Genomic DNA, 22,619 nt, shown 5'->3' with positions numbered 1-22,619 from the left:
GGGCTCGGCGGCCGGCAATCAGGTGACGAGCTTGCGTTCCGCAAAGCGCGGCTCGCGCCAGATGCCGCTTTCCATGACCGCATCCAGCGTCGCCACCGCGCCCCAGACGTCGTCGAACGACGTGTAGAGCGGGGTGAAGCCGAAGCGCAGGATGTCGGGCGCGCGAAAATCGCCGACCACGCCGCAGGCGATCAGCGCCTGCATGATCTGCCAGCCATCGTCATGGGTGAGCGCCACCTGGCTCCCGCGCTCGCCGTTTTCCCTCGGCGTGATGACCGTCAGGCCGTGCCGCGCCAGCATCCTGTCGGCCAGTTCCATGAAGTAGGCGGTGAGCGCGAGCGACTTGTCGCGGATTGCCGACATGCTCGAACGCTCGAATATGTCGAGGCTCTCCATCAACGGCAGATAAGAAAGGACCGGCGGCGTGCCGCAGCGGAATTTCTCGATGGACGCGGCGGGCTTGAAATCGATGTCGAAGGCGAATGGCGCGGCGTGGCCCTGCCAGCCCGTCAAGGGGCTTTGCGCTTCAGCGAGGTGGCGTTCGGCAACGAAGAGCCACGCCGGCGCGCCTGGGCCGCCATTCATGTATTTGTAGCTGCAACCGACGGCGAAATCGGCATTCGCGCCATTGAGATCGACGGGCAGGGCGCCCAGCGAATGCGCCAGATCCCAGATGATCAAGGCGCCCGCATCATGTGCCGCTTTGGTTACGGCCTTCATGTCGCGAAGCCGGCCGGTGCGGTAGTTGACGTGGCTGAGGCAGATGACAGCCGTGTCCGCGTCGATCAGGGCCAGAACGGATGCGTCGTCGTCTCCGGCGAGCTTCAGCGTGGCTTCGGGAAACACGTTGGCGATCGCGCCCTGAAGAATGTGCACGTCGCTGGGGAAGTTGTTGCGTTCCGAAATGACGCTTCCGCGACCCTTGCGCATCCGCATCGCCGCGCAGAACACCTTGTAGAGATTGACGGAGGTGGAATCGGCGGCGAGCACCTCGCCAGCCTTCGCGCCCATGAGCCTTGCGAGGCGATCGCCGACGGTGACCGGCAGCATGTGCCAGCCGCGGCCGTTCCAGCTTCGGATCAAATCCTGCGCCCAGCCTTCGTTCAAGGCTTTGGTCATCGCACCGGTGACCGATGCCGGCATCGCGCCCAGCGAGTTGCCGTCGAGATAAATCTCGCCCCCGGGCAGCGAAAACGCGCCTCTGAATTCCGCCAGGGGGTCGGTTGCGTCGCGCCGATGCGCGGCCTGTCGCTCAGGCGTGTCTTGGGAGCGGAGCGCGATGATCGCGTCGAGGTCGAGTGTCATAATCTATCCTGCGGTACTCAGAGAACCGAGACGATCTTGGCGGCAAGGTCGTCCAGTCCGATGTCGGGCAAGCCCGCGACGTTGAAGCGGCCGTCGCCGACGATGTAGATGCCGTGCTCGGAGCGCAGCCGCGCGACCTGCTCCTGCGATATTCCCAGGCGTGAGAACATGCCGCGCTGGTGTGCGATGAAGTCGAAGCGGTCGGAATTGGACTGCCGGCGCAGTGCTTCTGCAAAGCCCTCGCGCAGCCGCAGCATCCGCTGCCGCACGGCCTCGAGCTCGGCCTTCCAGTCGACCCTCAACGCCTCATCCTGAAGCACGATGCGCACGGCTGCGGCTGCATGATCAGGCGGCATCGACCAGATGCCGCGCCCGACGCCCAGCAACTGGCCATAGGCGGTATCGGCTTCGGTGGCGTTGCTGCCAAGCAGGATCGCCGCGCCGGCGCGGTCGCGGTAGACGGAAAAGTTCTTCGAGCAGCTCGCTGCTGCGAGCAGCTCGGGAACGCGGCTCGCGAGCAGGCGAATGCCGGCTGCGTCCTCGTCCAATCCGAGGCCGAACCCCTGATAGGCGATGTCCACAAACGGCGTGAGGCCCCGTTCGACCAGCAGATCGGCGATCGTCGCCCATTGCTCGATCGACAGGTCGGCGCCGGTCGGGTTGTGGCAGCAGCCATGCAGCAGGACGACATCGCCGGTTGGCGCGGCGCTCAGGGCTGCGATCATCGCATCGAAGCGAACGCCGGCGGTCGCCGAGTCGAAATAGGGGTAGACCTCCGCCTTCAGGCCGGCAGCGCGCAGGATTGGCATGTGGTTCGGCCAGGTGGGGTCCGGGACCCACACGGTCGCGTCAGGACGAGCGAGCTTGATCAGGTCCGCGAGGAGGCGGAGCGCTCCCGTGCCGCCGGGCGTCTGCGCGGCGCGCAGCCGGGACCTGTCGGCTGCGTCACCGAATACCAGCCCGATCATCGCCTCGTTGAACGCGACGTCGCCGGCAAGTCCGAGATAGGTTTTCGTCGCCTGAGTCTCGTGCAGACGCGCCTCCGCCTCACGGACCGCGCGCATGACCGGCGTCCGTCCGCTTTCGTCCTTGTAGACGCCGACGCCGAGATCCAGTTTCCCGGTGCGCGGATCGTCGCGATAGAGCGCCATCAGCGCGAGGATGCCGTCAGGTGCCGCCGGCTTGAGCGTATCGAACATGGATTCAGCCTCCGAAATTCGGCGCCACAAAGCCTCAAAATCGCGCGCGGCGCAACAGGCTTGGCGGATCGTTGCACATGCGAAGAACGCCGAACCATGCGAAGAATTTCGCCTGGGTTGCAACGGAGGTCGCATGCGTGATTGTGCTTCGCAAGCCAGCCCGTGTAGACCGGTAGTGACATTGACGCGAGGCTGGGCAGGCGTGACGAAACGATATTCGGCATTCGGACTTTTCCGCGAGGGGCTTCGCGGCCATTCGGGCTGGCAGCCCGCCTGGCGTACGCCGACGCCGAAGGCGCGCTACGACGTCATCATCGTCGGCGGCGGCGGGCAGGGGCTTGCGACCGCGTACTACCTCGCCAAGAACCATGGCATCACCAATGTCGCGGTCATCGAAAAGGGCTGGCTGGGGGGCGGCAATACCGGCCGCAACACCACGACGATCCGATCCAACTATTTTTATCCGGAGAGCGTGGCGCTCTACGATTTCGCGCTCAAGCTCTATGAAGGCCTGTCGCGGGAGCTGAACTACAACATCATGCTGTCGCAGCGCGGCGTGGTCACGGTGTCGCATTCCGACGCGGAGATGGAGATCGCCGCGCGCATCGTGAACGCGATGCAGATCAACGGCACCGATGCGGAGCTTTTGTCACGCGAGGGCGTGATCGAGAAGGCGCCGCTGCTCAACCAGTCGCCGGAAGCGCGCTATCCGATCTTCGGGGGCGTTTGGCAGGGACGGGCGGGCGTCGCGCGTCACGATGCGGTCGCGTGGGGTTATGCGCGCGCAGCCGATGCGGCAGGCGTCGATATCATCCAGAATTGCGAAGTCGCCGGCTTCATCGTCGAAAATGGCCGGTGCGTGGGTGTCGAGACGTCGCAAGGGGCGATCCGCGCCGATCACACCGCACTCTGCGTCGCGGGGCATTCGGGCGTGCTGGCTGCAAAGGCGGGGTTCCAACTGCCGATCCGTTCTTATTCGCTTCAGGCGATGGTCTCCGAACCGGTCAAACCGTGCCTCGATACGGTCGTGCTCTATCTCGGCACGGGCACCTATCTGTTTCAGTCGGACAAGGGAGAGATCGTGGTCGGCGGCGGTATCGATCGCGTGCCGTCCTACGCGCAGCGCGGAAATCCTCCGGTGCAGCAGGCGATCCTGTCCGGCATGCTCGAGATGTTCCCGTCCTTCGGCCAGCTCAAGATGCTGCGCCAGTGGGCGGGCGTTGTCGATGTGGTACCGGATTCATCCCCGATCATCGGGCCGTCGCCGCTTGCGGGACTGCTGCTCAATTGCGGCTGGGGCACGGGCGGCTTCAAGTCGATCCCGGCCGGCGGCTGGCTGACGGCGCATCTGATTGCGAAGGGGGAGCATCACGATATCAGCCGGCCGTTCGACCTCGAGCGTTTCGCGACGGGTCGGCTGATCGATGAAGCCGCCGGCTCCGGCATCGCGCACTAGGAGAGACAGATGCAGATTTTCCCCTGTCCCTTCTGTGGTCCGCGCGACGAGACGGAGTTCACCTTCGCCACCGAGGCCGGCAAGACGCGGCCAGAACCGGCGAAGGATGTTTCGGCCGAAGCCTGGTCCGACTATCTGGTCACGAACGTCAATCCACGCGGCGCGACGCGCGAAGTCTGGCTGCACCAGACATGCGGTGAATTCTTCGTGATGGAGCGGGATACCGTGACGCATGCCGTGACTGGATCAAACGCGGCGCGGGGAGGCGGGGCATGACCAGCGCGCGCATCGGCGACACAAGCGATCCCCTCTCCTTCACCTTCGACGGCCGCACGATGATGGGGCGGAAGGGCGACACGATCGCATCCGCCTTGCTCGCGAACGGCGTACGGGTGGTTGGCCGCTCTTTCAAATATCACCGTCCGCGCGGGATTTTCGGGTCCGGCAGCGAAGAACCCAACGCCATCGTCGATGTCAGGCTCGACGGCAGGACAACGCCGAACCTTCGTGCGACGACAGAGATGCTGGTCGAAGGCATGGAGGTCCGCTCGGTCAATTCGAAACCGACCGCCGATGCGGACCGACTTGGAATCATCGACCGGCTCGCACCCTTCCTGCCCGCCGGATTCTACTACAAGACGTTCCTCTGGCCGGACTGGCATCGATTCGAGCCGCGCATTCGCGCCATGGCGGGGCTCGGCCGGCTCGACCCGAAAAACGAACCCGTGGCCGACAGCGCCATCGTGAATGCGCGGTGCGACGTGCTGGTGGTGGGAGCGGGGCCGGCCGGACTTGCTGCCGCGCGCTCGGCGGTCTGGGGCGGCAAACGCGTCATCCTCGTCGACGATCAGGTTTCTCCGGGTGGTTCGCTGTTGCATTGCGACGCGCAGATCGACGACCGGGACGGAAAGGACTGGGCAAACGAGACGGTTGCCGAGATCGAACGGGCCGGCGGCCGGGTTTTGTCACGGACGGTCGCTTACGGCACCTACGACCACGACCTGGTCTGCTGCTGGGAGCGCCGCGACGGCGCGCCAGACCGTCAATGGCGCATCAGGCCGGGCAGGATTGTCGTCGCCGCCGGCGCAATCGAGCGGCCATTGGTGTTTCCGGACAATGATCGGCCGGGCGTCATGTCTGCGGAGGCGGCGCTGGCCTATCTGAAACGGTATGACATTCTCGTCGGAAAGCGGATTGTCGTCGCGACGAACAACGACCGCGCCTACGCCGTTGCGCAGGCGCTGGTGGCGGCGGGCGCGTCTGTCGTTCTTGCCGATCTGCGCGAGGAAAGTGCTGCAAGTCCAGGCGCAGGAATCGAAATCCTTCGCAGCGCGACGATCGATGCGGTGCATGGCACTAGGGGTGTCGAGGCAGTGACGGTGAGCGGTCGCCGGATCGACGCAGACTGCCTGCTCGTCTCCGGCGGCTACACGCCGACGGTTCATCTCTTCTGCCAGGCCAGGGGCAAGCTGCGCTACGACGATGCGATCGCGGCTTTCGTGCCGGGCGATCCTGTGGCGAACATGGCCGTTGCCGGAGCAGCCAACGGCGCGCTCGACCTGGATGCCGCCTTGTCTCAGGGGCATGCAGCGGGCGGCGGTGAGGGCGATGCGCCGCAGACGGTTTCGGCCGCAACACCCTTCTCGATCAAACCCGCATGGCCTCGCGCCGATGCAAAGGGACGTCAATGGATCGATTTCCAGAATGACGTGACGCTGAAGGATGTCGCACTCGCGGCGCGCGAGAACTTCCGCTCCGTCGAGCATCTGAAGCGCTACACGACGCTCGGCATGGCGACCGATCAGGGCAAGACGTCGAACATGAACGGGCTTGCCGCGATGGCGGCGATCACCGGCCGCACGATCGAGGCGACCGGCACGACCACCTATCGGCCGCCCTTCGTGCCGGTGCCGTTCACGGTCGTGGCGGGACGGCGGCGCGGTGAGCTTTTCAATCCGGTCCGCCGGCTGGCGCTCGAAACAGAGCAGCGGGCGGTGGGCGCGGTGTTCCGCGAATATGGCGGCTGGCTGCGGGCGGCCTGGTTCGGCACCGGCGATCCCCGCACTGAGATCGACCGCGAAGCGCGGCAAGCGCGCGAGACCGTCGCGATCTTCGATGGGTCGCCGCTGGGCAAGATCGAGGTGTTCGGGCCGCAGGCGGGAGAGATCGTCGACTACAATTCGTACAACACGATCTCGACCCTGAAGCCCGGCCGGACGCGCTACGGCTTCATGCTGACCGAGAGCGGCGTGATCTACGATGACGGCGTCGTCTCCAAGCTTGCCGACGATCATTACGTCGTTTCGTGCTCGTCCGGCCATGTCGCGGGCGTCGTCCTGCGGCTGGAGGAATGGCGGCAGGATCGCTTCGATTCATCCAGGGGCTTCGTGCACAATTTGACGCCGCACTGGTCGACGCTGACAGCCTGTGGTCCGCGCGCGAAAGCCCTTGTCGCCGCACTTTCGCTTGGCGTCGATCTCGACGATGCCGCTTTGCCTCACATGGCGCTGGCGACCGGCACCTTCGAGGGCGCGCCGGCGCGCGTGGCGCGCGTATCGTTTACCGGCGACCGGTCCTATGAGATTTCCGTGCCGTCATCCAGGGCGCCTGCGCTGTGGCATGCGATGGTGGAGGCGGGCGCGCCGCTCGACGCCGTGCTGATGGGATCGGAAGCGCTGCTGATGCTGCGCGCGGAGAAGGGATACATCATCGCGGGCAAGGACACGGACGGCACGACGATGCCTCATGACCTTGGCCTGACCGGACCGCGCGACAAGCGGCAGGGCGAATATGTCGGCAAGCGGTCGCTCTTCACCGACAATGCGATGCGCGCCGACCGGCAGCAATTCGTCGGCCTGACCGTCGCGGATGGCGGTCCGGCCTTGCCGGTGGGCTCGCATGCGCTCGACGAGAGCGCAGCGCGTCGGCGCTCCTTCGGTTTCGTTACGTCGAGCTATGACAGCCCGACGCTCGGGCGTCCCATCGCGCTTGGTCTGGTAGAACGCGGATTGGATCGAATGGGCGAAGAGATTTCGCTGGTCCATCTTGGCAAGCCGCGGCGGGCGATCATCACCGTGCCTTGCGCATTCGATCCGGAAGGAGCGCGCCTCAATGGCTGACCGTGTGGCAGAAACGATGCGCGACCGGGGGCGGTTCTGGTCCGCCGTCCCGGACTGGGCGTCCGCGCAGATCGAACACGACGGCTGGTCGGCGCGCCGGCTCCATGGTCTCGGCCAGACGCTGGTGTCCGGCGACGTGCAGATGGCGCTCGATTGCCTGGTGCCGGGCGGTGCCCAGGTGGGGCTCTGGGGATTGACGGATACGGATCGCGTGGTGATCCGTATCGCGCGCGATCGGGGGCTTCTCGTCACGCCCGAAACGCTTGAGGTCGAGCCCGGCTGGAACGAGGCGGGGTTCGTCGCAACCCCATGCGACGATGCCTATGCGGTATTCGAGATTTCCGGCGACGCCATGCAGCAGGTGGTGTGCGAAGCCACCGCCGCAGATGTCGAGGCGGGGAGCCCCTCTGCCGCGCTTCTCTTTGCCGGTGTGCCTGCGATGCTCTATCGAACCGCCCCCCGCACGGCCCGGCTGCACGTGGAGAGCCCGCTCGCGGCGTACATCTGGACGTGGCTGCAAGGCGCTTGATCCGGCTGGTTGACCAAAGCGAATTTCGTAGGTGTCGCCTGTCCAACGGTTGCGAAAATAATCAAAGGCAGGTTTGGCAGCGCTGCCAAAATGAGTTACCGTTCTCCCGAAGTGCGCAGGGGAGGTGCCGCAAGGCATGCACGTGGCCAACGAATTCAAGCGAAAAAATGCGATTACGCTTCGGGATGTAAGCGAAGCCACCGGTCTTGGGATGAGCACCGTGTCGCGGGTTTTGCGGAAGCACGGTTCGTTTTCCAAAGCTACCCGCGACCGTGTCATGACGGTGGTCGAGGAACTCGGCTACGTGCCAAACCGGATCGCCGGCGCGTTGGCCTCGTCGGGATCGAACCTCGTCGGGATCGTGATCCCCTCGCTGCATAACATCGTCTTTCCCGATCTTCTGAGCGGCGCTGCGGTGACCCTCGACCCGACCGGCTTCCAGACCGTCATCGCGGTCAGCGACTATTCGCTGGAACGCGAGCAGGCCCTGATCGAATCAATGCTCGCCTGGCGGCCGGCGGCGTTTCTCGTGGCAGGTCTCGAACATACGGATCGCACCCGCGCGATGTTGAAGGGAAGCGGCGTGCGCGTCGCCGAGCTTCTCGACACCGATGGCGAGGGGATCGATCTGGTGGTGGGATTCTCGCAGCGTGAGGCAGGCGCGGTCAGCGCGCGTCACCTGCTTTCGCGCGGGTATCGCAGCATTGGCTATGTCGGTCCGCACCCGTTGGCCGACCCGCGCTCCGCCAAGCGGCTCGAGGGTTTCCGCACCGTGCTGGCCGAAGCGGGTATCGACCTGGCCGACATGGAGCTGATCGAAAGCACGTCATCGACGGAATCGGGGCGCGCGGCCCTCGAACGCATGCTCGCGCGCAATCGCCACCTTGATGCCGTGTACTTTTCGAATGACGATTTCGCGGTCGGCGGGCTGTTTCACTGCTTTGCACATGGAATTTCGGTCCCGTCGCAACTCGGCATCATGGGTTTCAACGGCCTCGACATCGGACGGTTCGCGCCGCAGCCCCTGACGACGGTCAGGACGCCGCGCGAGGAAATCGGAGAAATTGGCGCGCGGCTGGTCATGGAGGATGGCCCGCCCGCCGTCGTAGACGTTCCATTCGAACTGATTGAAGGAGCAACTGCCTAGGCGTGCGGCGCCCGGAAATACGTCCGGGTTTCGCACAACATGACATCGAACATTCTGGGAGGAATACCATGATCAGACGAGCAGTTTTGGCATTCGGGGCGGCGCTTGCGCTTTCCGCATCCTTCGCACCTCAGGCTTCGGCACAGTATCCGGACAGGCCAATTTCGTTGATCGTGCCCTGGGGCGCGGGTGGCGGCACGGACGCGACCGCGCGGATCATCGGCGCGGGGCTCGAACGCGTGCTCGGGCAGCCGGTGAGCGTCACCAACCGGACCGGCGGCTCCGGCGTTGTCGGACACTCGGCCATCGCCGAAGCCGAGCCCGATGGCTACACGATCGGCATCGCGACCGTGGAAATCGGCATGATGCACTGGCAGGGCCTGACGGAACTGACATGGGAGAATTATACGCCGCTGGCGCTGATGAACGAGGATGCGGCGGGCGTCCAGGTTCTGGCAGATTCCGAATATGACACGCTGGAATCGCTTCTTGCGGCGATCGAGGCGTCGCCGGCAGGCACGTTCCGCGCCTCCGGTACGGGGCAGGGCGGCATCTGGCATCTCGCCATCGCGGGTCTCCTCAACGATCGCGGTATCGATCCCGCCAAAGTGCCGTGGGTGCCGAGCGAAGGCGCGGCGTCCGGTCTTCAGGACATGATGGCCGGCGGCGTCAACCTGGTGCCTTGCTCTCTCGTGGAAGCGCGTGGGCTGATCGACGCGGGTCGCGTCAAGTCGCTGGGCCTGATGGGGGCCGAGCGCGCCGCTCTGTTTCCCGATGTCCCGACACTTTCCGAAGCGATCGGCTCCGACTGGAAGATCGGCGCATGGCGCGGCATCGTGGGCCCGCAAGGCATGCCGGAAGACGTCTCCGCTCGCCTGATCGAGGCGCTCGAGACCGTCTACAACAGTGACGAGTACAAGGAGTTCATGGGCGCACAGGGCTTCGGCATCCGTTGGGCCGCGGGGGCCGACTTCGGGACCTTCATGGGTGAAGTCGACAAGTCGCTCGGCGACACGATGCGCGCGGTGGGACTGGCCCAGTAAGGCCTTCCGGCACCGGACTGCCCGGATATCCGGGCGGTCCACCCGCATTCGCTTCGAACCCGCAGATCACCTGCGGCGATGGTAGGACCTGATGAGACTAAGCGACACGATGCTCGGCGCCATCCTGCTCATGCTGGGCCTGGCGATGGGAGTTTACGCATATGGATTTCCCGCGATTCCAGGCCAGCGCTATGGCGCGGCGACCTTTCCCCTTCTGATCTCGGGCGGTTTCGTCGTCTGCGCGATCGTCCTGCTCGTTTCAGGATTTCGCGCGAGCCCGACACCGCTGGTCATGCGCACCGAGTGGACGCGCAAGCCCGGCGCGCTGACGGCCGTGCTCATCACGATCCTCTGCGTCATCGCCTATATCGTGCTGGCGCGGCCGGTCGGCTTCATCCCGACATCGACGGCGATCCTCCTCATACTATTCAGGCTCCTGGGCGTCTCGTGGTGGAAGTCGATCGCCTTCGCCATCGGCGCCACCCTTCTGACCGACTACATCTTTCGCACCTTGCTCCTCGTGCCGCTGCCTTTCGGGGTCATGCCGCGAATGCCCTGGTAGGAGGCGCAGCCATGGACGCAATTTTCCAAGCATTCCAACTCGTGGCGACCTGGCCGGTGATCCTGACGGTCGCGTCGGCTGCGCTGTTCGGCCTTCTCGTCGGCGCGATTCCAGGCCTTACCGCCACGATGGCGACCGCGCTTCTGGTGCCGCTCACCTTCTTCATGGACCCGATACCGGCGGTCGGTGCGATGGTGACATGCGCCGCCATGGCGATTTTCGCAGGTGACATTCCCGGAGCGCTGTTGCGTATCCCCGGCACTCCGGCCTCCGCCGCCTATGCGAATGAAGCCTACGCGATGACCCGCAAGGGCGAGGCCGAAACGGTCCTGGGCGCCTGCGTGCTGTTCTCGGCCATCGGTGGTCTCTTCGGCACGTTTGTACTGATTTTCGCCGCGCCCGCGCTGGCAGAAGTGGCGCTCAGCTTCTCCTCGCAGGAGTATTTCTGGATGGCCCTGCTGGGCCTGACATGCGCCGTGTTTCTCGGCGCGCAGTCGCCCGTCAAGGGCATGATCAGCCTGCTGATCGGCCTCTTCGTCGCGACGGTCGGACTGAACAATCCCGCGGGCGTGCCCCGCTTCACCTTCGGCTCGACGGAAATGATGGCGGGTATCGATTTCATCCCGGCCATGATCGGTCTGTTCGCCGTCTCGGAGGTCATGCGAACCGTCGCCGCCGGCGCTCCCGCCTGGGAAAACGTCCAGGTGAAGGTCGGCAACATCTTCGGCAATTGGGGCGGGATGTTCACCCGCTATTGGCGCCAGCAATTGCGCGGAAATCTCACGGGAACCGCGATCGGCATCCTTCCCGGCGCAGGTGCCGACGTTGCAGCCTATGTCAGCTACGCGGTGAGCCGGCGCTTCTCAAAGACGCCTGAAAAGTTCGGCACCGGCCATCTTGAAGGGGTGGTGGAGGCAACGTCCTCGAACAACGCGTCTCTTTCGAGCGCATGGGTTCCGGCACTGGTCTTCGGCATACCGGGGGATACGATCACGGCGATTGTTATCGGCGTCCTCTACGTCAAAGGCCTGAACCCCGGCCCGACGCTCTTCCTGTTCAACCCGCAGACGATCTACGCGGTCTTCCTCATCTTCATCCTCGCCAACGTCCTGATGATCCCGCTGGGCTGGCTGGTCATCAAGCTGGCAAAGGGGCTTTTGAAGGCGCCGCGGTCGATCCTGATGCCGATCATCCTCGTCTTCTGCATCGTCGGCGCGTTCGCGTCGAACAACGCCGCCTACGGCATCATCCTGATGCTGGTGTTCGGTGTGCTCGGCTTCTTCATGGAAGAGAACGATATTCCGATCGCGCCGTGCATTCTGGGCATCGTCATCGGTCCGCTGGTGGAGAGGACGTTCGTCACGACGATGATCAAGTCGGACGGATCCTTCCTGACCTTCGTCGAACGTCCGATCGCGGCGGTCCTGTTTGCCGTGCTCGTGCTGATCTGGGGGTCAATCCTCTATTCGCGGCTGCGCGGGAACCGCGAGGAGGCGACCGGCTAACGAGGCACGGCTATGACGGCGCGAAATGGGCGACGACGGCGTGGCTGGAACCGGGATAGGTCAGCTTCACGCGCGTGACGGGCAGGCCGCCTGTCCAGGTGCGACGCTCCACGACCAGACAGGCTGCGCCGCTCGGAACGCCAAGACGCCTCGCCATATGGCGATCGGCATTGACGGCGCGGATGGCATGCTCCGCCTCGCTCCACGGCACGTGGCTGAGAAGCCATGGGCCGGGCGCGATCTCGTCGAAGCGCTCGGCCTGGATGTTGGGGACAGCCTTCAGACTGACGATGCGTTCCTCCAGGCAGAACGGGACGTCTCCTGCGAGATGCAGGCAGACGATGTCGAGGAGCTTCGTGCCAGAAATGAAGCCTACCGTCTCGTCTTCGGTATCCGCGACGCGCTCGGCCCGGGACAGAAGCTCGTAGCGATAGGGAAATCCAAGCGCCTCGACCTCGGTGCGGATATCGTGGATTTCCAGCACCGCTGCCTGGGAACGCGGCCGGGCGACGAAGCTGCCGGAGCGCTTGCGGCGCTCGATCAGGCCGGATCTGGCGAGTTGCGTGAGCGCCTTGCTGACGGTCATGCGCGAGCAGCCATAGATCTCCGTCAATTCGTGCTCGAAGGGAATCCGGTGGCCGGGCTGCCATTCGCCGGACACGATCTTCGCGCTGATCTCGGCAAGGATGCGCTGGTGAAGCGAGCGCGGCTCTGTGGTCACGCTGCCGCCTCCGCCAAACCGCGCATCGCGGCGCGGTAGCCCGCCTCAGCGCGGTCGCGAAGGACGTGGCGGCCGCCTTCGACCAGCTTGCGCCCGCCGATCCAGACGCGGTCGGGTTTTGCCGCGCCGGCGAAGATGAACGCATCGAGAAGCGCGTCGCCCGACTTGCCGTCCATCGTCGGATGGGAGACGTCGAGCGCGAAGACGTCGGCAGGGGCACCGACTTCGATGCCGCTCGCCGGGCGTCCGAGCGCCCCGGAACCTCCATGCACGGAGGCGTCGAAGAGGGCGCGGCCCGTGGAGCCTTCGCCTTTCGCCATGACGTTGCGCGCGCGGCTGCCGAGGCGCTGCGAATATTCGAGCTGGCGCAGTTCCTCCGCTAATCCGATCAGCACATTCGAATCCGACCCCACGCCGAAGCGCCCGCCGTGCTCGGCAAAAAGCGCGCCGTTGAAGATGCCGTCGCCCAGATTGGCTTCGGTGACAGGGCAGAGACCCGCGATCGCGCCTGCGGTCGCTACCGCAATCGTCTCGGCCTCGGTCATATGGGTTGCATGGATGAGGCACCAGCGCGCGTCGACCTGTGCGTTGCCGAGCAACCAGTCCACCGGGCGCGCACCGGACCACGCGATGCAGTCGTCCACTTCCTTCGTCTGTTCTGCGATGTGGATGTGGATCGGGCCGTCGGGCGTCATCGCCGTGACGGCCGAGAGTTCCTGTGGGGTCACCGCGCGCAGGCTGTGGGGTGCGACGCCGATGTTTGCCTGCGGCAAATGCGTGATCGCCTGACGGCTTGATTCAACAAGGCGTGAGAAGCCGTCGATATCGTTGATAAAACGACGCTGGCCGTCACCGGCTGGCGCACCGCCGAAACCTGACCGGGCATAGAAGACGGGCAGGAGCGTCATGCCGATGCCTGTGGCGGAAGCGGCGGCAGCGATGCGCTCGGCCATCTCGGCGCGATTGGCGTAGGGTGCGCCGTCGCGGTCGTGGTGGAGGTAGTGGAACTCGCCGACGCGGCCGAAGCCTGCCTCCAGCATCTCGACATAGAGCATCGTCGCGACGGCCTCGACCTGTTCCGGCGTCATCGACAAAGCGAGGCGGTACATCTCCTCGCGCCAGGTCCAGAAGGAATCGGCCGATGGCCCGCGCCGCTCGGCCATGCCCGCCATGGCGCGCTGGAAGGCATGGCTGTGCAGATTCGCGACCGTGGGCAGGAGGATAGCGCAACGCTCGTCGCCGGGTTGCGGGGTGCTCGACGGCTCTATGGTTGCGATCGAGCCGCCCTGAATACCGATACGAACATTGCTCACCCAGCCGGAGGGCAGGAGGACCTGCTCGGCAAAGAGCGACGTCACTGGGTCCATCTGATTGTCCTCCTGTCGGGCACGCGCGGCAGACTGGCGTCTGCAGCGGCGCTTGCAAGCTCGTCGTGATTATGTCTATACATATTTTCGGGCGAATGGAAATGGGAAGAGAATGTCCGCATCGATCGCAAGTGGTGACGACAGGGTTCGCGTGTGGCGGAATGCCAAGCTTGCGACGCTTGCCGAAGAGGCCGTTGGCCTCGGTATAGTCGAGCGCGGTGCTGTCGCCGTGAACGGTGAGCGGATCGTGTTCGCGGGGCCGGAATCCGGTCTCCCGGCAGGATTGACCGGCGCCGACATCATCGATTGCGAAGGCCGGCTGATCACCCCCGGGCTTATCGACTGCCATACCCATCTGGTTCACGCGGGCAACCGCGCGGCGGAATTCGAGATGCGGCTGGCCGGCGCTTCCTATGAGGAAGTGTCGCGGGCCGGCGGCGGCATCGTTTCATCGGTAAAGGCATTGCGCGGTGCGACCGAAGCGGACCTCATCGCGCAGACGCTGCCGCGCCTCGACGCGCTCATCGCCGAAGGTGTTACCACCATCGAGATCAAGTCCGGCTACGGCCTCGACCTCGAGAACGAGGCGAAATCCCTGCGCGCCGCGCGGTCGATCGCCGACCAGCGGGCGGTGACCGTGAGAACGTCCTTTCTCGGAGCGCATGCGCTGCCGCCGGAGATGGACGGCGACAAGGATCGGTACATCGCCAAGGTGGCGGGCGAGATGTTGCCCGCGATCGCCCAACTCGGCCTTGCCGATGCGGTCGACGGCTTCTGTGAGGGCATCGCCTTTTCCCCCGACCAGATCGCCCGCGTGTTCGACGCGGCAAAGGCGCTCGGCCTTCCGGTCAAATTGCATGCCGATCAGTTGTCCAACCTCGACGGTGCGGCGCTTGCGGCGCGCTACGGTGCCCTTTCAGCGGACCATCTCGAATATACCGACGAGGCTGGAGCGCGCGCCATGGCTGAAGCGGGGACGGTCGCAGTCCTCCTGCCCGGAGCCTATTACTTCATTCGCGAGACGAAGAAGCCGCCGGTCGATCTCTTCCGCGAACATGGCGTCGGGATGGCGCTGGCGACGGACTGCAATCCGGGAACGTCGCCGCTCACCTCGCTGCTGCTCACCATGAACATGGGCGCGACGCTGTTCCAGATGACCGTCGAGGAGTGTCTGGCGGGCGTGACCCGCGAGGCCGCGCGGGCCCTTGGCCTCGCCGGGGAAACCGGAACGCTGCAAGCCGGCAAGCTCGCCGATCTCGCCATCTGGGATGTCGAGCGTCCCGCTGAACTCGTTTATCGCATGGGCTTCAATCCGCTCCATGCACGCGTCTGGAGGGGACAATGACGTCGATCATTCTAAAGCCTGGCACTGTTTCGCTCGGTGACTGGCGCGCGATCTATCGCGGGGCCGTTCCGCATCTCGACGCCGCCTGCCGTCCGCTGATCGTGGCAAGCGCGGAGGCCGTCGCGCGTATCGTGTCGAAAGGTGAGCCCGTCTACGGCATCAATACCGGCTTTGGAAAGCTTGCCAGTGTGCGCATTCCGTCCTCCGATCTGGCGACCCTCCAGCGCAACATCGTGCTCAGCCACGCTGCCGGCACCGGTGAACCCATGCCGATCGGCGTGGCGCGGTTGATGATGGCGCTCAAGCTTGCCAGCCTGGCGCAGGGCGCGTCCGGCGTCGCGATCGAAACGGTCGACCTGCTGGAAGCCATGCTCGCCAAGGGCGTCGTTCCGGTCGTGCCTGCGCAGGGCTCCGTCGGAGCATCGGGTGATCTCGCGCCGCTCGCGCATATGACGGCCGCGATGATCGGCGTCGGCGAAGTTTTCTTCGACGGCCGGCGCATCCCAGCGGCTGAAGGGCTGTCGGCTGCCGGGCTCACGCAGGTCACGCTCGGCGCCAAGGAGGGCCTGGCGCTTCTCAACGGCACGCAGTTTTCCACGGCCTACGCGCTTGCCGCCCTTTTCGAGGCCGAAGTGCTCTACCAGTCGGCGCTGGTGACCGGGGCGCTTTCGACCGATGCCGCAAAGGGATCGGACGCACCGTTCGATCCGCGCATCCACGCGCTGCGCAAGCATCGCGGCCAGATCGAGACCGCCGAGACGCTGCGCCGCCTGATGGAAGGCAGCGCGATCCGCGAATCGCACCGGGTTGGCGACGAGCGCGTGCAGGACCCGTATTGCCTGCGCTGCCAGCCGCAGGTCATGGGCGCGTGCCTCGACGTGCTTCGCAAGGCGGCGGATACGCTGGAAACCGAAGCCAATGGCGTTACCGACAATCCGCTGATCTTTGCCGAGGACGACACCGCGCTGTCCGGCGGCAATTTCCACGCCGAACCGGTGGCGTTCGCGGCCGACATGATCGCGCTTGCCGTCTGCGAAATCGGATCGCTGACCGAGCGCCGCATCGCCATGCTCGTCGATCCCGCGCTTTCCGGCATGCCGGCGTTCCTCACCCCGAAACCCGGCCTGAATTCGGGCTTCATGATCCCGCAGGTGACGGCTGCCGCACTCGTCTCGGAGAACAAGCAGAAAGCCTATCCGGCCAGCGTGGATTCGATCCCGACATCGGCCAACCAGGAAGACCACGTCTCGATGGCGGCGCACGGTGCGCGGCGGCTGATCGGCATGATCGAGAACGCGACCGCCGTCGTCGGGATCGAGCTTCTGGCGGCGGCGCAGGGCTGCGACTTCCATGCGCCGCTTGTCTCAAGCGAGCCGCTGGAGGCCGTGCGTGCGCTCTTGCGGGCCAAGGTGCCGCATCTCGACGACGACCGCCACTTCCATCCCGACATGGAGGTGGCGAATGCGATGGTGCGGTCCGGCGCGGTCATCAAGGCCGCGCGCGGCATCGAGTTGCCGGGGGTGGAGGGATGACTGCTCCCTCCTGGCTCACCGTCAGCCGAGGCGACGCGCCATTGCTGGTGTCCATCCCGCATACGGGAACGGACCTTGTGGGGCTCGAGCCGCGTCTGGTTTCCCCCTGGCTCGGCCGCAAGGATGCCGACTGGCATATCGAACAGCTCTACGATTTCGCGTCGACGCTGGGTGCTACCGTGGTTCGCACCGCGATCTCGCGCACGGTGATAGACGTCAATCGCGATCCGTCCGGCGTGTCGCTCTACCCCGGACAGGCGACGACCGGGCTTTGCCCGGTCGAAACCTTCGACGGGGAGCCGCTTTATCGCCCGGGACAGGAGCCGGGTGAGGCGGAAATCGCGGAGCGGCGATCCGCCTATTTCGATCCGTATCACGCGGCGCTGAAGTCCGAAGTCGAGCGGCTGCGCGCGCTTCATCCGAAAATCGTGCTCTATGATTGCCATTCGATCCGCTCCGTCATCCCCCGCCTGTTTTCCGACGAACTGCCGATTTTCAATCTCGGCACGAATAGCGGAGCGAGCGCTGATCCTGTTCTGGAAAGCGCGGTCGCGGGCATTCTCGGCCGAAGCGGCGAGAACTTCGTCGTCAATGGCCGTTTCAAGGGCGGCTGGATCACGCGCAATCTTGGCCGGCCGGCCGACGGTGTTCACGCACTGCAAATGGAACTCGCCTGCCGTGGCTATCTCCGCGAGCCGATCGGCGCGGTGGATGAGAGCAACTGGCCGACGCAATACGACCCCGATTTCGCCGCGCCGATCCGCGCGACGCTCACCGAAATTCTGAAGACCGCCCGTGACTGGGCAGCGCATTAGGCACGTTTCTGGAGGTTCCGATGACGACCCGCATCGACAACGCCCGCACCATCCGCGCGGCAACCGGCACTGAACTCACGGCAAAAAGCTGGCTGACCGAAGCGCCGCTTCGCATGCTGATGAACAATCTCGATCCGGGCGTCGCCGAAAAGCCGGGCGAGCTCGTTGTTTATGGCGGCATCGGACGCGCCGCGCGTGACTGGGAGAGCTTCGACCGCATCGTCGGGGCGTTGCGCACGCTGGAGGACGACCAGACGCTGCTCGTCCAGTCGGGCAAGCCGGTCGGCGTGTTCCGCACCCATGCGGACGCCCCGCGTGTCCTGATCGCCAATTCGAACCTCGTGCCCGCCTGGGCCAATTGGGATCATTTCAACGAGCTCGATAAGAAAGGTCTGATGATGTACGGCCAGATGACGGCCGGCTCCTGGATCTATATCGGTAGCCAGGGCATCGTTCAGGGCACCTATGAGACGTTCGTCGAACTCGGCCGCCAACACTATGGCGGCGACCTTTCCGGCCGCTGGATCCTGACCGCCGGCCTCGGCGGCATGGGCGGCGCGCAGCCGCTGGCCGCAACGATGGCGGGCGCATCCTGCCTCGCCGTGGAATGCCAGCCGAGCCGCATCGAGATGCGCCTGAAGACCGGCTATCTCGATGTGCAGGCGCAGGACCTCGACGAGGCACTGGCGATCCTCGAGAAGGCGAAAACCGAGAAGAAGGCAATCTCGGTCGGCCTGCTCGGCAACGCGGCCGATATTTTCCCCGAACTCGTCAAGCGCGGCGTGCGTCCCGACGCGGTCACCGACCAGACCTCGGCGCATGATCCGGTCAACGGCTATCTGCCGCAAGGCTGGACCGTGTCGGAATGGGAAGAGAAGCGGGAGCGTGACCCGAAAGCGGTTGCCAAGGCGGCGCGGGCATCGATGGCCGGCCATGTCAGGGCGATGCTCGACTTCCACAAAATGGGCGTGCCGACGGTCGACTACGGCAATAACATCCGCCAGGTGGCGAAGGACGAGGGCGTGGAGAATGCTTTCGATTTTCCAGGCTTCGTGCCGGCCTATATCCGCCCGCTCTTCTGTCGCGGCATCGGGCCGTTCCGCTGGGCAGCACTCTCCGGCGATCCCGAGGATATCTACAAGACCGATGCCAAGGTGAAGGAACTCACGCCGGGCAATCATCATCTCCACAACTGGCTCGACATGGCGCGCAAGCGCATCCACTTCCAGGGGCTGCCGGCGCGCATCTGCTGGGTCGGTCTCGGCGATCGCCACCGGCTCGGCCTCGCCTTCAACGAGATGGTTGCGAGCGGCGAACTCAAGGCCCCGGTGGTCATCGGCCGCGATCATCTCGATTCAGGTTCGGTCGCTTCGCCCAACCGCGAGACCGAGGCGATGAAGGACGGCTCGGACGCCGTGTCCGACTGGCCGCTGCTTAACGCGCTGCTCAACTGCGCGTCCGGCGCGACATGGGTGTCGCTGCATCATGGCGGCGGCGTGGGCATGGGCTATTCGCAGCATTCGGGAATGGTCGTCGTCTGCGACGGCACGCCGGAGGCCGCGAAGCGCATCGAGCGCGTGCTGTGGAACGATCCTGCAACCGGCGTCATGCGTCATGCGGATGCCGGCTACGACATCGCGATCGACTGCGCACGTGAGAACGGCCTCGACCTGCCGGGCATTCTGGGTTGACGGACCACCGATTGAACAAGGGGCCCTGGAGCACCAGATGACCGACGTAACGAACGATATCGGCGGGTCGAGGGGACCGGCCCTCTTCAGGTTGATCGCTTACAGCGCGATCGGCATTTTCATGTTCTTCGTGCCGATCACGGTCGGTGGCAAGTCCACTATTCCGCTCGACCACGCTGCGACGGCCGTCGTCACCTATGCGCGGCCAGTGGCCATCGCCTTCGTCTGCTTGCTGATCGCCTATGGCGCAATCGCGCCCTTCGTGACCGGAAGCTGGAGCAAGAACATCACCGAGAGGGTTTTCTCGGTGCTGCGCGTGCTGGGGCTGGTGTTGACCGCGATGTACCTGCTGGGCCTCGGTCCGGTTTCGTTCTTCGCGCCCGACATGCTGCCCTTCCTGTTCGACAAGCTTGTTCTGTCCGTGGGGCTGATCGTGCCGATCGGTGCACTCGCGCTGGCGTTTCTGATCGGCTACGGCCTGCTTGAATTCACCGGAGTTCTGGTCCAGCCGGTGATGCGGCCCATCTGGCGCACGCCGGGCTGGTCGGCCATCGATGCCGTCGCGTCCTTCGTCGGCAGCTATTCGCTGGCCCTGCTCATCACCGATCGGGTGTTCAAGGAAGGCAAATACACGCCGCGCGAAGCGGCAATCATCGCTACGGGCTTTTCCACCGTCTCCGCCACCTTCATGATCATCGTCGCGAGAACGCTCGACCTGATGGGATCGTGGAACCTCTATTTCTGGACGACGCTGGTGGTGACTTTCGTCGTTTCCGCCATCATGGCCCGGCTTTGGCCGATCGCCGGAATGGAGCATCCGAAGGACCAGGACGCGCCGCTGCCGCCTGGACAAGGGCGCTTCCAGACCGCGATCGAAGCCGGTGTCGAGCAGGCGAACGCAGCCAAGAGCCTGCCGGTCATGCTGCGCGACAGCTTCGTCGACGGCCTGCGCATGGCTTCGCTCATCCTGCCCAGCATCATGGCGGTGGGGCTGCTCGGCCTTCTGGCGGCCAAGTACACGCCGCTGTTCGATGTTCTCGGCTATCTGCTCTACCCCTTCACATGGATTGCCCAGCTTTCGGAGCCGATGCTGGCCGCCAAGGCACTCGCCTCCGGCCTTGCTGAAATGTTCCTTCCGGCAATCCTGCTGACCGATGCGGCGCTCGACATGCGTTTCGTCGCGGCGGTCGTGTCGGTCAGCCAGGTGCTGTTCCTGTCGGCGTCGATCCCGTGCGTGCTTGCCACGTCGATCCCGCTGACCATGAAGGACCTGCTCGTGATCTGGTACATTCGTACCGGCCTGAGCATTTTGGTGACCGCACCGATCGCCTGGCTGGCCATCTCGATGGGTTGGCTTGCCTGAGATGCGCATGCTGCACGCCGCCGGGCACCGTCGCATGCCATGGAAGAACGGTGGCGGCGAGACGACGGAAATCGCCGTCTCGCCCGAGGGCGCATCGATCGACGATTTCGATTGGCGCGTTTCCATGGCGCGCGTGGAACGTGACGGTCCGTTCTCGGTCTTTCCGGGCGTGGACCGTACCCTTGCGATCCTCGAAGGGCAGGGCATCATGCTCGATGTCGAGGGCCGGGGCACGCTGACACTGACAAGGGCGTCCGAGCCTGCGACGTTTCCGGCGGATGCACCGACATCATGCGCTTTGATTGCCGGGCCGATCCTCGATTTGAACGTGATGAGCCGGCGCGATCGGGTATCGCATACGGTCGACATCCTGGCGGTATCGGCCCCGATGAAATTTTTGGCCGGCGCGCGCGATACGCTCGTCCTGTGCCTGGAGGGGACGGTGGATATCGCAGGCGATACCGGCTCCGAGACGCTTTCGCGCTTCGACTGCTTGGTCGCGGGCGCTTCCTCCGGCGCGCTGCAACTGGATGCGGCAGTCCCGGCACGCGTGGCGTTGATCGCGTTCCAATCCGCCTGACGCGGCACTGGATCAATCGGTCGATGCCTTGCGCGGTCGACACGATTTGATGCTGCTGGTATTGCCTCGCTCCGCATCAGCATTGCAGGAGACGGCTCTTGGGCGATCAGGTCTTGTCGCGTGTGGTCATCGTGGGCAGCGGGCAGGCGGGCGTGGAATGCGCCGCGGCGCTGCATCACAACGGCTTTTCCGGCTCCATCATCGTCATCGGCGACGAGCCCGACCTGCCGTATCAGCGCCCGCCGCTGTCGAAGGAATTCCTGAAGAGCGTTGACGACTCCCCGCTGCCGCTGAAGGGTGAGGCGTTCTACCCCGCCAACGGCATCGATCTTCGTCTCGGCGTCACGGCCGAGCGCATCGACCGCACGGAGCGCGAACTTGTCCTGAAGGGCGGCGAGCGTCTGCCCTACGACCATCTCGTCATCGCCACCGGCGCGCGCAACCGCTTTCCGCCAACCAGGGGTCTCGATCCTTTGAGGGTGATGGAGTTGCGCACGCTTGCGCATGCCCGCCTCATGACAGCGAAGCTCGATGGGCTCAGGCACGTCACCATCATCGGCGGCGGATTCATCGGTCTGGAAGTCGCGGCGCTCTTGCGCCAGCGCGAGATCGCGGTCGATGTTCTGGAGGCTGCCGACAGGCTGATGGGCCGCGTACTTTCGCCGCTGATGAGCGAGGAGTTCCGCCGCATCCATGAGGGCATGGGAACGCGGCTGCGGCTTGGCACGATCGCAACCGAAATCGCGGCCGAGGGGGATCGCTTTTCGGTCAGTCTGTCGGATGGCGAGAGGCTTGAGGCGGACGCGGTCGTCGTGGCCGCCGGCGTCGTGCCGAACGCGGAACTCGCGGCCGACGCGGGGCTGGACGTGGACAACGGCATCGTCGTCGACGAATTGCTGGTCACCAGCGATCCGCACATCTCCGCGATCGGTGACTGTGCGGCGCACCCCAATCCGTACGGCATCGGCATGATCCGGCTGGAGTCGGTCCAGAACGCGGTCGATCAGGGCAAGTGCGTCGCGGCGAGACTGACGGGCAATGCCAGGCCCTATGACGACCTGCCATGGTTCTGGTCGCATCAAGGCGCGGCCAAATTGCAGATCGCGGGTCTGGCGATGGGCATGGACGACGCCGTCCTGCGCGGCGACTCGGCCTCCGGAAAATTCTCGGTCTTCGTCTATCGCGACGACAGGCTGATCGCGGTCGAGAGCGTCAACATGCCGTCCGATCACATGGTGGCGCGGCGCATCCTTGCCGCACGTTTGTCCATTCCGAAAGACGTTGCGGCCGATCCCGCTTCCGACCTCAAGGCGCTGATGCCCAAGCCTGCACGGTAGGTC

The 22,619-nt window shown here is 65.0% G+C and carries 19 protein-coding genes; 15 read left to right on the top strand and 4 right to left on the bottom strand.

Translation table 11 applies throughout. The features are described 5' to 3' along the window. Nucleotides 1-18 precede the first annotated feature (18 nt). Complete coding sequence (gene kynU / locus AAFN55_RS16610; protein ID WP_347799934.1) at nucleotides 19-1,305, bottom strand: kynureninase; 1,287 nt, start codon at nucleotides 1,303-1,305, stop codon at nucleotides 19-21. Between the two features lie 17 nt (nucleotides 1,306-1,322). Further along, a complete protein-coding gene (locus AAFN55_RS16605) occupies nucleotides 1,323-2,504 on the bottom strand; it encodes an amino acid aminotransferase (RefSeq protein ID WP_347799933.1) in 1,182 nt (393 codons plus the stop codon). Nucleotides 2,505-2,706: 202 nt separating this feature from the next. Between AAFN55_RS16605 and AAFN55_RS16600 the strand changes: the two genes are divergently transcribed. The 8 genes from AAFN55_RS16600 to AAFN55_RS16565 all read left to right on the top strand — a co-directional run bounded on the left by AAFN55_RS16600 (nucleotide 2,707) and on the right by AAFN55_RS16565 (nucleotide 11,865). Beyond that, complete coding sequence (locus AAFN55_RS16600; protein ID WP_347799932.1) at nucleotides 2,707-3,960, top strand: sarcosine oxidase subunit beta family protein; 1,254 nt, start codon at nucleotides 2,707-2,709, stop codon at nucleotides 3,958-3,960. 9 nt (nucleotides 3,961-3,969) lie between these two features. Beyond that, on the top strand, nucleotides 3,970-4,236 hold the full coding sequence (locus tag AAFN55_RS16595) for a sarcosine oxidase subunit delta (RefSeq protein ID WP_347799931.1): 267 nt from the start codon (nucleotides 3,970-3,972) through the stop codon (nucleotides 4,234-4,236). Further along, on the top strand, nucleotides 4,233-7,079 hold the full coding sequence (locus AAFN55_RS16590; protein ID WP_347799930.1) for a 2Fe-2S iron-sulfur cluster-binding protein: 2,847 nt from the start codon (nucleotides 4,233-4,235) through the stop codon (nucleotides 7,077-7,079). Before AAFN55_RS16595 ends, AAFN55_RS16590 begins: the two co-directional genes overlap by 4 nt. Continuing rightward, complete coding sequence (locus AAFN55_RS16585; RefSeq protein WP_347799929.1) at nucleotides 7,072-7,608, top strand: hypothetical protein; 537 nt, start codon at nucleotides 7,072-7,074, stop codon at nucleotides 7,606-7,608. The genes AAFN55_RS16590 and AAFN55_RS16585 overlap by 8 nt, the downstream gene beginning before the upstream one ends. A gap of 136 nt (nucleotides 7,609-7,744) precedes the next feature. Next, a complete protein-coding gene (locus AAFN55_RS16580) occupies nucleotides 7,745-8,755 on the top strand; it encodes a LacI family DNA-binding transcriptional regulator (protein ID WP_347799928.1) in 1,011 nt (336 codons plus the stop codon). Between the two features lie 68 nt (nucleotides 8,756-8,823). Next, a complete protein-coding gene (locus tag AAFN55_RS16575) occupies nucleotides 8,824-9,798 on the top strand; it encodes a tripartite tricarboxylate transporter substrate binding protein (protein ID WP_347799927.1) in 975 nt (324 codons plus the stop codon). 91 nt (nucleotides 9,799-9,889) lie between these two features. Further along, on the top strand, nucleotides 9,890-10,360 hold the full coding sequence (locus AAFN55_RS16570) for a tripartite tricarboxylate transporter TctB family protein (RefSeq protein WP_347799926.1): 471 nt from the start codon (nucleotides 9,890-9,892) through the stop codon (nucleotides 10,358-10,360). 11 nt (nucleotides 10,361-10,371) lie between these two features. After that, nucleotides 10,372-11,865, top strand: coding sequence for a tripartite tricarboxylate transporter permease (locus tag AAFN55_RS16565; RefSeq protein ID WP_347799925.1), 1,494 nt, complete (start codon nucleotides 10,372-10,374; stop codon nucleotides 11,863-11,865). 10 nt (nucleotides 11,866-11,875) lie between these two features. Here the strand turns inward: AAFN55_RS16565 and hutC are convergent, their stop codons facing one another. After that, entirely contained in the window at nucleotides 11,876-12,586 is a 711-nt protein-coding gene (hutC, locus tag AAFN55_RS16560; RefSeq protein ID WP_347799924.1) for a histidine utilization repressor, read from the bottom strand. Continuing rightward, nucleotides 12,583-13,953 (bottom strand): formimidoylglutamate deiminase, encoded by a 1,371-nt coding sequence (locus AAFN55_RS16555; protein ID WP_347799923.1) that lies wholly within the window; start codon nucleotides 13,951-13,953, stop codon nucleotides 12,583-12,585. Before AAFN55_RS16555 ends, hutC begins: the two co-directional genes overlap by 4 nt. Nucleotides 13,954-14,065: 112 nt before the next feature. Here AAFN55_RS16555 and hutI point away from each other — a divergent pair, with 112 nt between their 5' ends. The 7 genes from hutI (at nucleotide 14,066) to AAFN55_RS16520 (ending at nucleotide 22,616) form a co-directional block, all read left to right on the top strand. Next, entirely contained in the window at nucleotides 14,066-15,298 is a 1,233-nt protein-coding gene (gene hutI, locus AAFN55_RS16550) for an imidazolonepropionase (RefSeq protein WP_347799922.1), read from the top strand. Then, on the top strand, nucleotides 15,295-16,830 hold the full coding sequence (gene hutH / locus AAFN55_RS16545) for a histidine ammonia-lyase (protein ID WP_347799921.1): 1,536 nt from the start codon (nucleotides 15,295-15,297) through the stop codon (nucleotides 16,828-16,830). The genes hutI and hutH overlap by 4 nt, the downstream gene beginning before the upstream one ends. Then, nucleotides 16,827-17,645, top strand: a complete 819-nt coding sequence (gene hutG, locus AAFN55_RS16540; RefSeq protein WP_347799920.1) for an N-formylglutamate deformylase — start codon at nucleotides 16,827-16,829, stop codon at nucleotides 17,643-17,645. The genes hutH and hutG overlap by 4 nt, the downstream gene beginning before the upstream one ends. A gap of 20 nt (nucleotides 17,646-17,665) precedes the next feature. After that, complete coding sequence (hutU, locus tag AAFN55_RS16535; protein WP_347799919.1) at nucleotides 17,666-19,336, top strand: urocanate hydratase; 1,671 nt, start codon at nucleotides 17,666-17,668, stop codon at nucleotides 19,334-19,336. A 37-nt stretch (nucleotides 19,337-19,373) separates the two neighbouring features. After that, a complete protein-coding gene (locus tag AAFN55_RS16530) occupies nucleotides 19,374-20,699 on the top strand; it encodes a YjiH family protein (RefSeq protein WP_347799918.1) in 1,326 nt (441 codons plus the stop codon). A 1-nt stretch (nucleotide 20,700) separates the two neighbouring features. Next, the gene (locus AAFN55_RS16525; protein ID WP_347800289.1) at nucleotides 20,701-21,279 is read left to right on the top strand and encodes a HutD family protein; all 579 of its coding nucleotides are present in this window, start codon (nucleotides 20,701-20,703) and stop codon (nucleotides 21,277-21,279) included. 98 nt (nucleotides 21,280-21,377) lie between these two features. Beyond that, nucleotides 21,378-22,616, top strand: coding sequence for an FAD-dependent oxidoreductase (locus AAFN55_RS16520; RefSeq protein WP_347799917.1), 1,239 nt, complete (start codon nucleotides 21,378-21,380; stop codon nucleotides 22,614-22,616). The last annotated feature ends 3 nt before the right edge of the window (nucleotides 22,617-22,619 follow it).

Source organism: Mesorhizobium sp. CAU 1732 (assembly GCF_039888675.1).
In the GTDB taxonomy this organism is placed as follows: domain Bacteria; phylum Pseudomonadota; class Alphaproteobacteria; order Rhizobiales; family Rhizobiaceae; genus Aerobium.
This window is presented reverse-complemented; position numbering and strand designations above follow the sequence as displayed.

What these genes read in the sequence shown, in the direction of transcription:
- AAFN55_RS16590 (WP_347799930.1), top strand. Translation starts at nt 4,233, where the DNA reads ATGACCAGCGCGCGCATCGGCGACACAAGCGATCCCCTCTCCTTCACC.
- AAFN55_RS16575 (WP_347799927.1), top strand. Translation starts at nt 8,824, where the DNA reads ATGATCAGACGAGCAGTTTTGGCATTCGGGGCGGCGCTTGCGCTTTCC.
- AAFN55_RS16580 (WP_347799928.1), top strand. Translation starts at nt 7,745, where the DNA reads ATGCACGTGGCCAACGAATTCAAGCGAAAAAATGCGATTACGCTTCGG.
- AAFN55_RS16565 (WP_347799925.1), top strand. Translation starts at nt 10,372, where the DNA reads ATGGACGCAATTTTCCAAGCATTCCAACTCGTGGCGACCTGGCCGGTG.
- AAFN55_RS16605 (WP_347799933.1), bottom strand. Translation starts at nt 2,504, where the DNA reads ATGTTCGATACGCTCAAGCCGGCGGCACCTGACGGCATCCTCGCGCTG.
- hutG (WP_347799920.1), top strand. Translation starts at nt 16,827, where the DNA reads ATGACTGCTCCCTCCTGGCTCACCGTCAGCCGAGGCGACGCGCCATTG.
- AAFN55_RS16585 (WP_347799929.1), top strand. Translation starts at nt 7,072, where the DNA reads ATGGCTGACCGTGTGGCAGAAACGATGCGCGACCGGGGGCGGTTCTGG.
- AAFN55_RS16555 (WP_347799923.1), bottom strand. Translation starts at nt 13,953, where the DNA reads ATGGACCCAGTGACGTCGCTCTTTGCCGAGCAGGTCCTCCTGCCCTCC.
- hutI (WP_347799922.1), top strand. Translation starts at nt 14,066, where the DNA reads ATGTCCGCATCGATCGCAAGTGGTGACGACAGGGTTCGCGTGTGGCGG.
- kynU (WP_347799934.1), bottom strand. Translation starts at nt 1,305, where the DNA reads ATGACACTCGACCTCGACGCGATCATCGCGCTCCGCTCCCAAGACACG.
- hutH (WP_347799921.1), top strand. Translation starts at nt 15,295, where the DNA reads ATGACGTCGATCATTCTAAAGCCTGGCACTGTTTCGCTCGGTGACTGG.
- AAFN55_RS16595 (WP_347799931.1), top strand. Translation starts at nt 3,970, where the DNA reads ATGCAGATTTTCCCCTGTCCCTTCTGTGGTCCGCGCGACGAGACGGAG.
- AAFN55_RS16570 (WP_347799926.1), top strand. Translation starts at nt 9,890, where the DNA reads ATGAGACTAAGCGACACGATGCTCGGCGCCATCCTGCTCATGCTGGGC.
- AAFN55_RS16530 (WP_347799918.1), top strand. Translation starts at nt 19,374, where the DNA reads ATGACCGACGTAACGAACGATATCGGCGGGTCGAGGGGACCGGCCCTC.
- hutU (WP_347799919.1), top strand. Translation starts at nt 17,666, where the DNA reads ATGACGACCCGCATCGACAACGCCCGCACCATCCGCGCGGCAACCGGC.
- AAFN55_RS16525 (WP_347800289.1), top strand. Translation starts at nt 20,701, where the DNA reads ATGCGCATGCTGCACGCCGCCGGGCACCGTCGCATGCCATGGAAGAAC.